The sequence below is a fragment of the Deinococcus sedimenti genome (assembly GCF_014648135.1).
In the GTDB taxonomy this organism is placed as follows: domain Bacteria; phylum Deinococcota; class Deinococci; order Deinococcales; family Deinococcaceae; genus Deinococcus; species Deinococcus sedimenti.
On sequence record NZ_BMQN01000001.1, the window covers coordinates 31,505 to 45,314 of the forward strand.

Sequence of the window (13,810 nt, forward strand, 5' to 3'; positions counted from 1 at the left end):
AAATAATAGACAGGTTTGCAAAATTAAAGATAATTTTTAGAGGATAGATAATATGAATCAATCGGAAAAAATATTAAAGGCGCTTAGAATCGCTGAATTAGCCGTACAGCTTGTTGGAGAGGTAAGAAATGGGGCTGTTATTAAATCTTCACAGCCCCCAATAAGCTACTCGTACAGCCATGAAATAGATCTAGGTCAAGGCAGAACTAGGACAATACATCTTAATTTTTCATATAATTATGAAACTGGTAAAATGGAATTAGTTGGAGAAACATACAGTGATAATTGACCATGTAAAATGCCCTATTTAAGTGAAGCGAATGGACTAACCCGCCTATGAACATCCTGAACATCGCTAATGTTTAGCATTGCATACCTGTTTGTCATAGTAATTGTAGTATGTCCCAATACTCGCATTAAAGTAAATTGATCTCCGCCATTTCTTATGTAATTAACGGCGAAACCGCGCCTGAATGCGTGAGGGCTGTACCTTTTGACCTTCGCGCGTTTGCAAAGGCGCTCTAGAAGCTTATATATGCTTACGTTGGAATAAGAACTATACTCATCAACTAGAAATAGATTAGACAAAGAACTTTCTGGTCGTTCATCCCTTATGTATCGATGGATTAATTTAAGTGTTGGCCGTGAAATGGGCACGATTCGGTCTTTCCCGCCTTTGCCTTCTCGAATCATCAAGCATTGTGTTGGCAGTATGTCTCGTAATTCCAGGTTCCACAGCTCGGAGACTCGCAGGCCAGTGTCATACAGGACGGCTAGGAGTGCCTGCAGCTTGATCGGGGACGGGCTGTTTTGTGCCGCGAGAATGAGTTTTTTCATGTCTTGGGCGGATACGGCATCGAGCATTTTCTGCTTCAGCCTCGGCAGCGGCACCCGCGCCATTGGGCTTTTGGCGAAGTAACCTTCTTCGGTCGCCCAGTTGAGGAATGAGCGCAGGACGCGCAATCGGGCATGTGCTCCAGCGGGGGAGAGGGTTTGCATGCACTCTGCAGCAAAAGCCCTGACCACGGGCGTCGTGAGGTCGGCGGCAAACTCAACGTCGTGCTTGTGAGTGAACTCCAGAAACTGCCGTAGTGCGGTGCGGTAGGCCCGCATGGTGTTGCTGGAGTGACCACGGTTGAGGCAGTCGAATTCGTACTCTTGGCGGATGGTGTCCAGTTGCATTTGCATGCTGCTCCTGCACCGAAAACCCTATATACGACTACACCTAAGATGTGGATTTGATGAGTCGGCGTCTACTGGTTTCCCCTACTTTGAAGCTGGAGAAAAAGCTGTACAGATCGAGGTTTCTCGCTTCAAGGTATCAACAGGGTTGTCATCCGATAAGGGTTCTGGAGGCAAAATCAACGTCCTAGCTGGAAAGCGTGTATAGGTGCAAGCTTATCGAGGGTTCGAATCCCTCCCGTTCCGCCAGAAGCGTCGGGGCTCCCATCAGGGGGCCCCGACGCGTTTGTGTTGCTGGTGCTGGTGGGTGCTGGAGGCCCGGGCAGCGCCGCATGGTGTCCAGCGGCTGCCTTCGCGGGGGCTGCGTCTGCGGAGGGTGGGGGTGGGCCGCTAGCACGTTTTGCAGGGCCATGGGGCCGCAGAGTTGTTGAACTGGATCAAATTTTGAACCGGGAGGACTTTTTTTCGCGGGGGGGACAGGGTACGGTGGGCGTCGCACCAACAACTCAGCCCCGCCGGAAACCGGTTTCCGGCATTCTTTCCTGTCCGGAGGCCCACCATGATCCGCCGCTCTGCTATCCTTCCGTTCCTGCTGCCCGCCCTGCTCGCCGCCTGCGGCAGCCCCACCACCCCCACCAGCACGCTCGACGCGGCCCAGCCCGGCCTGCCCGAGGACTTCAGCGCGGCCCTGGTCGCCGAGGCCGCCAAGGGCGGCACCGCCAGCACCCTGCGCGCTCAGGCCGCCACCTGCCCCACCCAGCTGGCCCTCCCGTACGGTCAGAGCGGACTGGATACCGGCCTGTACTGGTACAGCAAGGGAGAAACCGGTTCCCTGGGCGGCGTCGGCTGCAAGGCCCGCACCGACGGCGCCGCCATGACCGGCTACTACGACCCCGCCAAGCCCGTGCTGGTGTTCGTGCACGGCTGGCAGAACGGCAGCACCGTCGCCGGCGTGCGCGACAACTTCTACTTCAGCGAGGCCAGCCGCAACGTCGCCGACGCCTGGATCGACGCCGGATGGAACGTCGCCCTGTATCAGTGGACCCAGCTCGCCGACGACGAGGGCACGGGCGGCGCGCCCTATCACTCGCAGGCGAAGATCTGGACGCCCACCTACACCTACCGCGACACCCTGGGCCGCACGCAGAACATCAACATGCGCTACCGCACCCCCAGCGGCACGTACGCCACGACCGGCATGCCCACCGTCAGCGCCGGGCAGCTGTTCTACACGGCGTACAAGAGCGCCCTGAGCCAGTGGACGTACGCCGGGACCGAGGGCGTGCGCGTCATGGGCCACTCGCTGGGCTCGCAGATGGCCCTCGCTATGACCGAGAAGGCCTATGCCGACACGGCACTGACCGCCGCCAAACGACCCAAACGCGTCGTCCTGGCCGATCCCTACTGGACGCCCGCCAGCGCCGGGTCCGGGCACAGCTACGCGTTCCTCAGCCCCGACGTGAACCCCGCCGCGCGCAGCGCCCGCATCGCGCAGACCCTCAAGGGGCAGGGCGTGGCCGTCGAGTGGATCAAGTCCAGCCGCGTGAACGACCTGGGCGGCGACAACAACACCGGCATGGCGAAATTCATCAGCCGCACCGAGGTCTTCCCCGAGTACGTGTTCGACCTGAACCCCGCCAGCGGCGTGGCCCGCAAGCATGGCGTCGCGCCCCGCTGGTACCTGTGGAGCAAATCCTTCGCCGCCAAGACGGCGGTCAGCGCCGCGAACACCCTCAGCGGGGCGACCACCGTCATGAACAGCGGCGTGCGCTACGACCAGAACGCCGGGCGCAGCACCACCACCCCCGGTGACGACACCTTCGTCAGCGCCGCGAACCCCTGAACCGGGGAAGGGGAGGGGGCACCGGGGAATCGACTCCCGGTGCCCCCTCTGCCCTGCGTTATGCGCGTGCGGGTCGGGCGCGCCACGCGCTGACCAGCGGCAGGGCCGCCAGGACCGCGCAGGTGATCGCCAGCGCCGGGAAGCCCGCCTGCGCGATCACCGCGCCGCCCAGCAGGGTGCCCAGCCCGGCGGCGACGTACCCCAGCGCGTCGGTGACGCCCTGTGCCGCCGGGAAGCGCGTCAGGGCCTTGCTGCCCGCCACGAACGCCAGGTTCCAGCCGAGGCCCAGCAGGAACATGCTGACCGCCAGCCACGCCTGACCGCCATTCAGGGCGCTCAGGGCCGCCGCCGACAGCAGCAGCGCGCCGCTCACGTACCCGAAGCGCAGGCCCAGCCGGTCGATCAGCGGCCCGGTCAGCCAGCCGAAGCCGAACATGCCCAGGATGTGCCCGCTGATCAGCGCGGCGATCGACGCGTGATCCAGGCCCATGTGGTGCGCGCGCAGCGGCGTGAGGCTCATCAGGGTGACCATCAGGCCCTGCGCGGTCGCCACCGCCAGCGCCGTGGATTTCACGCCGGGAATCCGGAACGCCTCCGCCAGGGACAGCCGTTCGCGTTTCGCGGCGGCCGGGCCGCTCAGGGGATGCCAGGACAGGATCAGCAGCGCCGCCACGCCCAGCAGCGCGCCCCCCACCAGCCAGCCCGTGACCTCCGGCGTGGCCCCCAGCGCCGTCCCCAGCCGCTCGATGGGGTGCGAGAAGCCGGTCATCACGAACGACCCCAGCACGCTCATGAGCATCAGCGCGCCCAGCGCCGTGCCGCGCCGCGCCTCGGGGACGCTCTCGGCGGCGGCGTAACGGGCCTGCTGGTACCCGCCCTGCGCGGCGCCCATCATCATGGCCCCCAGCAGGAACAGCGGCGTGACCCCCGCGCGGGCACCCAGGAAGCCCACCAGCGCCCCGGCAGTCCCCAGCGCGAACGCCACGCTCAGGCCCGTGCGGCGGCCCCGGCGGAGCATCAACGCCCCGAACAGCCCCGCCGACGTCGCGGCGGCCGCCGAGATCAGCGTGCTCGGCAGCCCGGACAGCGCCTCGCTGCCCAGGCCCGACATGATCAGGCTCGCCAGGACCGTGCTGACGGTGGTCGCGCCGGTCGCCAGCGCCTGCGCGGCGTACAGCGGCGCCAGCCGCGCGGCCCCGCTCAGCGCGGCGGGGCGGGCGGCGTCACTCACGGCGTCCGTCTGTTCCGTGGCCTGGCCGGCGCGGTTCCGGGCAGGCCACTCCACGCCCGGACCCCTCCGGACTCCTTCTCGCGCTGCTCGGATTGAACGGCTGACGCCGTCCAACCGGAGGGATCACGCCTCGCCCTGCGCCTGCCAGCGGGCCTGCACGGCGCCGCGCAGGTACGTCGCGGCGTCCTCGGTGCTCGCGCCCGGCGTGAACACGCGGCCCACGCCCAGTTCCTGCAGGGTGGGCAGGTCCTGATCGGGAATGATGCCGCCCCCGAACACGATGATGTCCTCGGCGCCCTTTTCGCGCAGCAGGCCCATGACCTCGCGGAAGTAGTGCATGTGCGCGCCGGACAGGACGCTCAGGCCGATGGCGTCCACGTCCTCCTGCACGGCGGCGTTCACGATCATCTCGGCGGTCTGGCGCAGGCCGGTGTAGATGACTTCCATGCCCGCGTCGCGCAGGGCGCGCGCCACGACCTTCGCGCCCCGGTCATGGCCGTCCATGCCGGGTTTGGCGATCAGCACTCGAATTCGGCGGTCTTCCATGATTCCTCCGGTGCCCGCCGGGTGCCTGCCCGCACGGAAGCGGCGGCCGTGACCTAACGGGCGTTTGGGTGTCATTCTACGCGCTGCCCAGCCCGCGCGTCCGGCCCAGCCGTCATCACCGGCCGGTCAGCTTCCCGGGGTACAACCAGAGCATGAGCGCCCTGCTGACCACCCTGACCCTCGCGGCCCTGGCCGCCGCCCCAACCCCGGCCGTGAGTTCCAACCCGGTCACCGCGCCCAGTGTGACGTGGACGCTCGACACCCTGCAGCCCACCGGCCGCGCCGTGATCACGCCGGGCGCCCGCCTGACCCGCCCCACCCTGCGTCTGACCGGCAGTGGCGCCGCGCTGACCGTCACGGGGAGCACCGGCTGCAGTCCCCTGACCGGTCAGGCCGCCCTGAAGGGTCAGGCGCTGGTCCTGCGCGGCGTGCAGGGCGGTACCAGCGACCGCTGCACTGACGCCGCGCTGAGTCTGCGCGAGGATTACCTGCGCCTCCTGAACACCACCACCCGCTACGACCTGAGCGGCGACACCCTGATCCTCAGTGGCGGGGCGGGCCGCCTGACCTTCACCCGCACCGGAGGCGCGATGACCCAGACCCCCACCGACTCCCTGGACGGCACCTGGCAGATGCGCGTCACGCCCGGCCCGGCCGGACCGGAACGCGGGCAGGCGGCGCTGCGCTTCACGTTCAACGGGTTGAAGGTGACGGTCGCGGGCCTGACCGGCTGCAACACCGTGACCGCTTCGGGCGCGCTGGTGGGGCCGCAGGTCGTGCTGGGTCCGGTGATGTCCACCCGCCGCATGTGCCCCGGCACGGCAGGCGTGTCCGAGAACCGCCTGCTGGGCCTGCTGCGCGCCCCCCTGACCACCGAGCGGCAGGGCGCCGCACTCGTCCTGCGCGGCCAGAGCGGGCAGCTCACCCTGACCCGCGTGCCTGCCCCCGCGCCCACGGGCAGCGTGACGCCCGACCCGGCGGCGACGTACACCCTGACGCGCCTGAACGGGCAGCCCGCCCCGCAGACCCTGCGGCCGGTCACGCTGACCTTCAAGGACGGGCGGCTGGGCGGCAGTGACGGCTGCAACAGCGTGGGCGGCGCGTACGTGATCCGCGCGGGCCGCGTGGAACTGGGCGGCGGGCTGACCAGCACGCGGATGGCCTGCGCGGACCAGCCGGACCTGGGCTTCCAGTCGTTCTTCGAGCAGCGCCCCACCCTGAGCGTGCAGGGCAGCACCCTGATCCTGAAGACGGCCGAGGACACCTGGGAATTCCAGGCCCGCTGATACGGACTCCGGTTGAAAGGTTTGCCAAATCTTTCAACCCGAGCGGATGCGACTCGTAGAGCTGCAGAGCAGAGCAGGAGTGAAGCGCCCCTCCGGACGTGGAGTTGACAGATCGGTGGTCTTCCGATCTGTCAACGAAACAGACGGAATCCGCATGAAGACCAACACACGGAGGAGGCCCCCGGGGAACGTCCCGTGGGGCCTCCTCTGCCTGGATTGGCGTTACTGCCAGGTGCCGCCGTTGTAGGTGGTGCTGCCCGTGGCGGGCGTGGTCAGGGTGCGGTTGTTGCCGCCTTCCCAGGTGACGCTGGCGCCGCTGTCGCCGGGTTTCTTGATGAACTTGAACTGCGCGGCGACGCTGGGCGGCAGGCTGACGGTGGTCTTCCAGGTGCAGGTGCTGCCCGAGCAGCCGCTGGGCGTCATCGCCATGGCGGAGGCGGTGTTCCACGCGCCCAGTTCCGCGCGGTCCCCGACGAGGTACACGTCCTGCCCGAAGTACGTGCTGGCGCTGACCTGGAAGGTGACCTGCACGGCCGCGCCGCCCGTGCCGCCGGTGCCGCCGGTGCCGGTCGCCCCGGCGCGGTAGATACCCATTTTCCCGGCGCCGATCGTGACGGGCAGTTTGCCGCTGGCGACGGTCGCGCTGCTGGGTGCCCCCTCGGCGAGCAGGTCGTTGAAGACGGTGCCGTTGCTCAGGGCGCTCTTGTCGGTCGCGCTGATGCCCGCGTTGCCCTGAATGTCGAGGTTCACGGTCGCGGCGCTGCCGGAGGTGTTCACGACGACCACGACGCGGTTGGCGCCGCTGCCGCGGTAGAAGGCGTACACGTTCTGCCCGCCGTTGGGGCGCCACATCTCGGCGTAGTTGCCCTTCCACAGGGCCTCGTTGCCTTTGCGGATGCCGATGAGTTTCTTCGTCAGGTCGTACGTGACCTTCGGGTTGCCGCCGCCCGCCACGAAGTTCGCCTGGGTGGCGTTGCGGCCGGTGTCCGTCCAGGCCCAGGCGGGCATGTCGCGGCGGTTGTCGGGGTCGTTGCCGCCGTACATGCCGAGTTCGTTCCCGTAGTACACCTGCGGGATGCCGGGCAGGGTCATCAGGAGGCCCATGGCGTTCCCGTAGCGGGCGCGGATCTCGGTCTCGGCGACGGCGCTGCCGGGTTCGTTCACGAAGCGCGGCACGTCGTGGTTGTCCAGCAGGTTCACCTGCAGCAGCGTGCGGTCCAGGCCCAGGGTGCCCAGGGTGTCCTGCATGCTGCTGGCGACCCGGTCGAGGCTCCCGGCCTTCCCGACCGAGTCCACGAGCGCCTGCCGCAGCGGGAAGTTGAACGTCGAGTCGAAACCGGCGTCGAGGAACGGCTTGAGCTGCGCGGCGCTGCCGGACAGGAACGCCTCGCCCAGCAGGAACGTGTTGGGCCGCGCGGCGAGGACGCCGGGCACCCAGGAGTTCTGCCAGTAGCTGTTGGGGACGTGCTTGACCGTGTCCATGCGGATGGCGTCCACGGCGTAGTTCGTGACCCAGGTCTTGGACAGGTTGGTCAGGTACGTGGCGACCGTGCTGTCCTCCTGGCGGAAGTCCGGCAGGCCTGCCAGCGGGCAGACGATCTCGTCGCCGGTGCAGTTGCTGTGGAACCAGGAGGGGTTCTGGCTGACGATCCGCGCGCCGTACCCGGCGTGGTTGACGACCATGTCCATCATGTATTTCTGCCCGCCGGCCTTCAGGTCGCTGATCAGGCCGGTGAGGTCGGCGCTCGTGCCGAACTTGGGTTCGATGGCGGTGTCGTTGGGGTTGGTGTAGTCGGGCCAGTAGCCGTGGTACCCGCAGGAGTTCCCGTTGACGATCCCGACCTGCTTGTACACGGGTGTGGTCCAGACGGCGGTGGCGCCCAGGTCGCGGATGTACCCGAGTTTGTTGCGCAGGCCCTGAATGTCGCCGCCGTGGAATTTGGTGGGGCTGGCGGGGTCAAAGCAGTTGGGCTGGCCCAGACCGTCGTTGGAAGTAGTTCCATTCGAGAAACGGTCGGGCATGACGAGGTAGATCACCTGCTGCCGCCAGGCGTCGATGTTCGTGCCACTGATGGCCTGGGCGCTGACAGGCTGTGAGCTGCCATTCATGTTGGAAACGGTTCCATCGAGGGCAGGCGTCGGAGCGGAGGAGCAGGCGGAAAGAAGAAGGGCAGCCGAGAGGACTGCCGCGCCGGAGCGGGCCAGGACAGAACGGTTCATGGGAAACCTCCATGGAATGGTTCCACAACGGCGTGGAACCGGTTTCAGGATTTTTGGTGCCTGCCAATCATAATCGACAACAGGCCACCCCAGACAAGCCAGGTGACCGCCCACCGGGCCAACCTGTCCAGACAGGCGCCTCAGATACGCTTGCCACACCCCGGGTCACCATCCCATTTTCCGAATCGGCACGCAGCACGCATCCGCACGCCGGTCACCCACGCGCCGCAGACGGACGCTCGCGAACCGCTTCGGTCACTTCACGACAAGAAAAGAGGTGAAGGACATGTCCTCCACCTCTTCGTTGACGGCGCTTACTTGCGTTCGACCTTCACTTCCACGCGGTTGCCCTTGCGCTTCACCTTCAGTTCCGCCTTCCCGCCGTTCGCCCGGCGGTACTCACTCGTGACCTCGCTGGATTTGCTCTTCAGTTCCGTCAGGGTGTAGCCCTCGGCGCGCAGGAACGCCGCGTAGCGGTCATGCAGGGCCCGCAGATCCGCCTGATTGGCAACCACCGTGCTCCACTCACGCGCTGAACCCCACGGACTGGCCGGGGCTTTGGGCTGCACCGTCACTGACAGCGCCTGAGCAGTCCGGGGAGTCGGCGCCGGCTGCGCGGCCACCGGAGCGGTGCGCAGCGGAGCCGCCGCTGCCGGGGCGGCCACCGCGTAGAACGCCGTGTCCGTCACCCAGCTGTTCTGCGGGACGGGCGTCACCACGATGCTCAGCGCCTGCGCCAGCCCCTGCTGCCCGGACACCGTCACCGAAGCGAAGCTGTTCTGCGACTTGAACGTGGCGATCTGATCCAGGTTCAGCGGCGAGCGGCTCGCCAGGGCCAGCACCTTGTTCACGCCGTACGGGGCGGCAATGTCGAACGTGAACGGATCACCGGCGCTCGGGAACGCCTTGACGGTGTTCGCCTTCAGGAAGTTCGCGCCCCCCTGATAGCGGTTGGGCAGAATCAGGTCCACCTGCCCCTGCGGGTCCACGTTGAACAGGTACACGTACGCGTCCTGATTCACGCTGGTGAACAGCCGGATCTTCTCGCCAGGGCGGTACGCGGGCGTGCTGGCGCCGCTGCTGTCACGGTCCGTCCAGACCTTCACGTTCAGGTCCGTCTGCACGGGATTCACGATGATGCTCTGGGCACTCAGGGTCGGGGCGGCCAGCGCGGGCGCACCCAGCCCCAGCGCGGCGCTCAGAAGAGTCAGGGAAAGTTTCGCGTTCATGCCCCTACCCTGCCGTCCCGGCGTGACCTGAGCCTGACCGGGCCATCAGGAAAGTCGGCCGCTGGGCTCACGCCCCCCTCACAGGAGACACGGTCCGCATCAGGATGAACTCCAGCGGCTGGCCCCACCACCGTCCACCCGAACAGGCCTCGGGTGCGTCAGAAGCTGGCCTGCTGCTCCGCCCGCCGGGGGGCGAACCAGACGACGTCTGCACCGGTTGAGGTGCTCTAGAATCTGGAGTGTGACCCCGCTGCATTTCGCCCGCGCGGCCCTGAGCGTCCTGTTTCTCCATTCCGCCACCGCACAGACCTGGGGCGCCCCTGCCAGCTGGAAACCGTTCACGTACGCCCGCCCTGCGCAGGCCACTCCCGTCCGCAAGCCCGGCGAGCGGATCATGCTGGAACTCGACGGCACGGCCGGCACCCTGAAACTGACCCTGCGGCAGCTGCAGGCCATGCCCGCCGTGCGCTACGCCACGCCGCACCGCCAATTGAAACAGACCTACACCTACCAGGGCGTCACGCTGCGCGACCTCGCCGCGCGGGGCGGCTTCGCAGGCAGGGACCTGCGCGTGTACGCCAGCAACGGGTACTTCACGACCATCCGCGCCAGCGACTACATGACCGACCCGATCATGCTGGCCTACAGCGCCGACGGCAAGGCCATCACCGCGCAGCAGAAGGGCCCGCTGACCGTCGTGCTGCCCGCGCAGCCCGAGCGGTACCACGGACCCGACTACGGCGCGGCCTGGGTGTGGTACGTCGAGCGGATCGCGCCACTGAGATGACGACCCCGACCCAGCGCCGCACCCTGCTGCGTGAACTGCTGCTGGCCCTGCTGCCCCTGCTGGCCACCGTCACGCTGCTGGCCCTGGCCACCCAGCCCGCCTACCGCGCGCTGCTGAACAACGGCACCGGCACGCGCCCGTACGCCTACCAGGGCCTGGTGCAGGACCTGCTGATCTACCGCGCCAATCTGCTGGACCCAGCCGTCACGCCGCAGGAACGGCAGGACAGCTACGAGCAGGTGCTCGGCAGCGCCCGCAACCGCGCGCAGTTCGCGTACCTGACTGAACTCGAAGCGCGGGACGAGTTCCGGCTCGCCGCCGTGCAGCGAGGCCTGGAAGCCAGGACGGCTGAGGGGCTCAGGCAGGCCACGGACGAGGCGTTCGCGCTGAACAACCTCGCGCGGGATCTCGGAACGGCGCAGTCCGGGGCGTACGTGCAGGCCCTGCACGACCTGAGCCGCGCCCTGATCGGCAGCGCTCTCTTCTCGGGCCTGCTGAGCCTGACGCTGATCCTGCGGGCGCTGCTGCTCTGGCGCGCCGATCGTCTGCGGGCCCAGCAGCGTGAGGAGCGGCAGCGTGACGCCCTGAATCTGGCCAGTCACGAGATGCGCCGCCCCCTCCAGGCGCTGCTGCTGGCCGCCGACGCGCTGCGCGCCGCGCCGGACGAGGGCCTGCGCCAGCGGCTCCTGACGCAGATCGAGGACAGCGCCGCGCAGCTGGCCAGCCGCGCCGACCTGACGCGCCTGAACGACCTGTACATGGACGTCACCCTGCACGTCCAGCCTGTTGACCTGGGTGAACTCGTGCGGCGCTTCTCCTCAGGCCGGGTGCATGTCAGTGCGCCCGCACTGCCGCTGGTGTGGTCCGTGGACGCCAACCGCGTGCGCCAGATGCTGGAGAACCTCGTGGAGAACGCCGTGAAGTACACGCAGGACGTGGTCGAGCTGACCCTGGACGCCCCGTCAGGCACACCCCGCGTGCAGGTGCGGGATCACGGCCCGGGCATGAGTGACGACCTGCGCGGCCGGGTGTTCCTGCCGTACGAACGCGGTCCGCAGAGTCTCGGGCCGGGTAGCGGACTGGGTCTGCCCCTGGTGCGCCGGTACGCGCGGGCCCACGGAGGGGACGTGATGATCACGCACGCGCCGGGCGGCGGACTGCTGATCACCCTGACGTTCGGTCAGGCCACGGCACACGTCTCGGCCCCACCCGTGAAGGGCAAGCTGACGCCGGGCTGATCTTCACGGCCACTTCACAGCGCCGGGCGTTAAGCATCCCTTAACCTGAACGGGTGTTCACTGCGCTGACCCGCCGCACCCTGACCGCAGCCCTGCTCGCCGTGACCCTGCCGGCCGCAGCCGCCCAGGGCGGCGAAGTGTTCCGCGTCGGATACAGCGCCAGCGGCGACCGCCTCGCCCCGCTGACCGTCACGCTACGCGCGACCACGCCCGCCGGGCACCGCGTGCAGTGGACCTTCGGCGACGGTCAGAACGCCACCGGCGAGCAGATCAGCCACACCTACTACCGCCCCGGCACGTACCAGATCGAGGTAAGCCTGATCGACCCGCAGGGCCGCGTCATCAGCCGCGCCGACATCCCCCTGCAGGTGCTGGGCAGCGGCGGCGAGCGCGCCGACCTGACCGTGCTGCACGCCGCCGACGGCACCGTCCGCCTCAGCGGTCTGGGCAGTGTCGTCTACCGCCCCGGTCCCGTGCGCGTGCTGCTCAATGGCCGCGAGATCAACGGACCGCAGCGCCTCGGTACCGGGACAAACACCGCCGCTGCCGTGGCCATCACCAGCGCCGGACAGAACGTGCAGCGCCAGCTGACCCTGACCCACGCTCCCATGACCGTCAGCGCCGCCTTCGACAGCGAGGTACTGCGCCTGACCAACCAGGCGCGCGCGCAGGGCTGGAACTGCGACACCAAACGCCCCGGCGGTCCGGGACTGCCGCCCCTGAAGGGTCACCTGACGCTGGACGTCGCCGCCGAAGCTCAGTCCGCCGGGATGGCCCTGTACGGGTACTTCGACCACACCAGCACCCTGGACGGCAGCAGCCCCATGCGGCGCGTGCAGGCCGCGGGCATGACCCCCACCAGCGTCGCGGAGAACATCGCCGCCGGGCAGCAGACCCCCAAGGAGGTCGTGGACGCCTGGCTGCGCAGTCCCGGCCACTGCCGGAACATCATGGGCGACTTCACTCTGATCGGCCTGAGCTACGTGCAGCGCCCCGGCACCAAATTCAAGAACTACTGGACGCAGGTGTTCGCGCGCCTCTGACGTCCCGCTTCTGTGCGGGGGCGCCTGCGCTGTCTTCGTGTCGTCGCGGCAGCCGCTCCGGCCAGCCGCGCCACCTGACCGGGCCGCGCCAGAATTCAGACGCCCCGCCCGCGGTAACGGGTTGGTAATCAGGGGCGCGCACGCTGCCCTCAGCGCGGTCCACCGTTCCCCCGGGACCGCCTGGAGGCCGGTATGACCACCATCCTGAGCACCCCCGTCCCCACGCCCGGCGCGGCACACACCATCCCCGAGAGCCGCCTGTCGCACCTTCTGTTCGCCAACACCCGGCTGGCCCCCCTGTGGACCCTCCTGCGCCTGTACGTGGGCTGGCAGTGGCTTGCGGCCGGCTGGCAGAAAGCCACGGGCGGCGGCTGGATCGGCGCGGATGCTGGCGGGGCAGTCAGCGGATTCCTGACAGGCGCGCTCGCCAAAACGTCCGGTGAGCATCCGGACGTCTCGGGCGGCTACGCGTGGTTCATCCAGCAGGTGGCCCTGCCGAACGCGGCGCTGTTCTCGCATCTCGTCACGTTCGGTGAACTGACCGTCGGCGTGGCCCTGATCCTGGGGCTGTTCACGGGCGTCGCGGCCTTCCTGGGCGGCTTCCTGAACGCGAACTTCCTGCTGGCGGGCACGGTCAGCAGCAACCCGCTGCTGTTCATCCTCGCCACGTGGCTGGTGCTGGGGTGGCGGGTCGCGGGCTGGCTGGGCCTGGACCGCTGGGTGCTGCCGCGCGTGGGCGTCCCGCAGGCCCGGGCGTCGTAGCGCCCCGCAGGCCGTCCCCGTCTGCTCCCCGGCGGGAGCGGCAGCCCTCAGCGGCCCGCGCGCCACACCGCCCAGATTAGCAGGGGTTGCAGCGGCAGGCGCCCCCACGCCACCAGCGGACTGACCCGGAACCGCTCCGGGTCCTGCGCCATCCACACGTTCGCGGGGAACACCGCGACCAGCAGCGCGATCAGGCCCCAGCGGGCCGCCGGGCGGGTGCGCGGGTGCAGCAGGCCCAGACCGCCCAGCACCTCTGCCGCGCCACTGACCAGCGTCGCCTGCCGCGCACTCAGGGGCACCCAGGGCGGCACGATCCGGTCGAAGAAGCCGGGGGTCACGAAGTGCAGCGTGCCAGCCGTGACGAACAGCGCCGCGAGCAGCAGGGTGCCCACGCGGGGACGGGCGGACACGGGAGATGGGGTCACCCGGACAGGCTACGCCCC

The 13,810-nt window shown here is 67.9% G+C and carries 13 protein-coding genes; 7 read left to right on the forward strand and 6 right to left on the reverse strand.

Annotation, left to right across the window (positions count from 1 at the left end; genetic code table 11):
• The first annotated feature begins 52 nt into the window (after positions 1-52).
• Entirely contained in the window at positions 53-289 is a 237-nt protein-coding gene (locus tag IEY69_RS00165) for a hypothetical protein (protein ID WP_189071173.1), read from the forward strand.
• A 14-nt stretch (positions 290-303) separates the two neighbouring features.
• On the opposite strand, the gene IEY69_RS00170 is transcribed toward IEY69_RS00165, so the two are convergent.
• Positions 304-1,182, reverse strand: coding sequence for a tyrosine-type recombinase/integrase (locus IEY69_RS00170; RefSeq protein ID WP_189071174.1), 879 nt, complete (start codon positions 1,180-1,182; stop codon positions 304-306).
• A 559-nt stretch (positions 1,183-1,741) separates the two neighbouring features.
• On the opposite strand from IEY69_RS00170, the gene IEY69_RS00175 reads away from it, so the two are divergent.
• A complete protein-coding gene (locus IEY69_RS00175) occupies positions 1,742-3,025 on the forward strand; it encodes a hypothetical protein (RefSeq protein ID WP_189071175.1) in 1,284 nt (427 codons plus the stop codon).
• A 58-nt stretch (positions 3,026-3,083) separates the two neighbouring features.
• On the opposite strand, the gene IEY69_RS00180 is transcribed toward IEY69_RS00175, so the two are convergent.
• A complete protein-coding gene (locus IEY69_RS00180) occupies positions 3,084-4,256 on the reverse strand; it encodes an MFS transporter (protein ID WP_189072270.1) in 1,173 nt (390 codons plus the stop codon).
• Positions 4,257-4,379: 123 nt separating this feature from the next.
• Positions 4,380-4,802, reverse strand: a complete 423-nt coding sequence (locus tag IEY69_RS00185) for a cobalamin B12-binding domain-containing protein (RefSeq protein WP_160980099.1) — start codon at positions 4,800-4,802, stop codon at positions 4,380-4,382.
• 152 nt (positions 4,803-4,954) lie between these two features.
• Between IEY69_RS00185 and IEY69_RS00190 the strand changes: the two genes are divergently transcribed.
• Positions 4,955-6,088 carry an META domain-containing protein gene (locus tag IEY69_RS00190; RefSeq protein WP_189071176.1) on the forward strand — a complete coding sequence of 378 codons (1,134 nt, stop codon included), beginning with the start codon at positions 4,955-4,957 and terminating at the stop codon, positions 6,086-6,088.
• Positions 6,089-6,310: 222 nt separating this feature from the next.
• Here IEY69_RS00190 and IEY69_RS00195 read toward each other — a convergent pair whose 3' ends face one another.
• On the reverse strand, positions 6,311-8,197 hold the full coding sequence (locus IEY69_RS00195) for an alpha-amylase family glycosyl hydrolase (protein WP_229783509.1): 1,887 nt from the start codon (positions 8,195-8,197) through the stop codon (positions 6,311-6,313).
• Between the two features lie 425 nt (positions 8,198-8,622).
• Positions 8,623-9,537, reverse strand: a complete 915-nt coding sequence (locus IEY69_RS00200; protein ID WP_189071178.1) for a DUF4384 domain-containing protein — start codon at positions 9,535-9,537, stop codon at positions 8,623-8,625.
• Between the two features lie 241 nt (positions 9,538-9,778).
• On the opposite strand from IEY69_RS00200, the gene IEY69_RS00205 reads away from it, so the two are divergent.
• The 4 genes from IEY69_RS00205 (at position 9,779) to IEY69_RS00220 (ending at position 13,367) form a co-directional block, all read left to right on the forward strand.
• A complete protein-coding gene (locus tag IEY69_RS00205) occupies positions 9,779-10,324 on the forward strand; it encodes a molybdopterin-dependent oxidoreductase (RefSeq protein WP_229783510.1) in 546 nt (181 codons plus the stop codon).
• The gene (locus tag IEY69_RS00210; protein ID WP_189071179.1) at positions 10,321-11,562 is read left to right on the forward strand and encodes a sensor histidine kinase; all 1,242 of its coding nucleotides are present in this window, start codon (positions 10,321-10,323) and stop codon (positions 11,560-11,562) included. Before IEY69_RS00205 ends, IEY69_RS00210 begins: the two co-directional genes overlap by 4 nt.
• A 53-nt stretch (positions 11,563-11,615) precedes the next feature.
• A complete protein-coding gene (locus IEY69_RS00215) occupies positions 11,616-12,605 on the forward strand; it encodes a CAP domain-containing protein (protein ID WP_229783511.1) in 990 nt (329 codons plus the stop codon).
• Between the two features lie 192 nt (positions 12,606-12,797).
• Entirely contained in the window at positions 12,798-13,367 is a 570-nt protein-coding gene (locus IEY69_RS00220; RefSeq protein ID WP_189071180.1) for a DoxX family membrane protein, read from the forward strand.
• 47 nt (positions 13,368-13,414) lie between these two features.
• On the opposite strand, the gene IEY69_RS00225 is transcribed toward IEY69_RS00220, so the two are convergent.
• A complete protein-coding gene (locus IEY69_RS00225) occupies positions 13,415-13,792 on the reverse strand; it encodes a DoxX family protein (protein ID WP_229783512.1) in 378 nt (125 codons plus the stop codon).
• Positions 13,793-13,810: the final 18 nt, after the last annotated feature.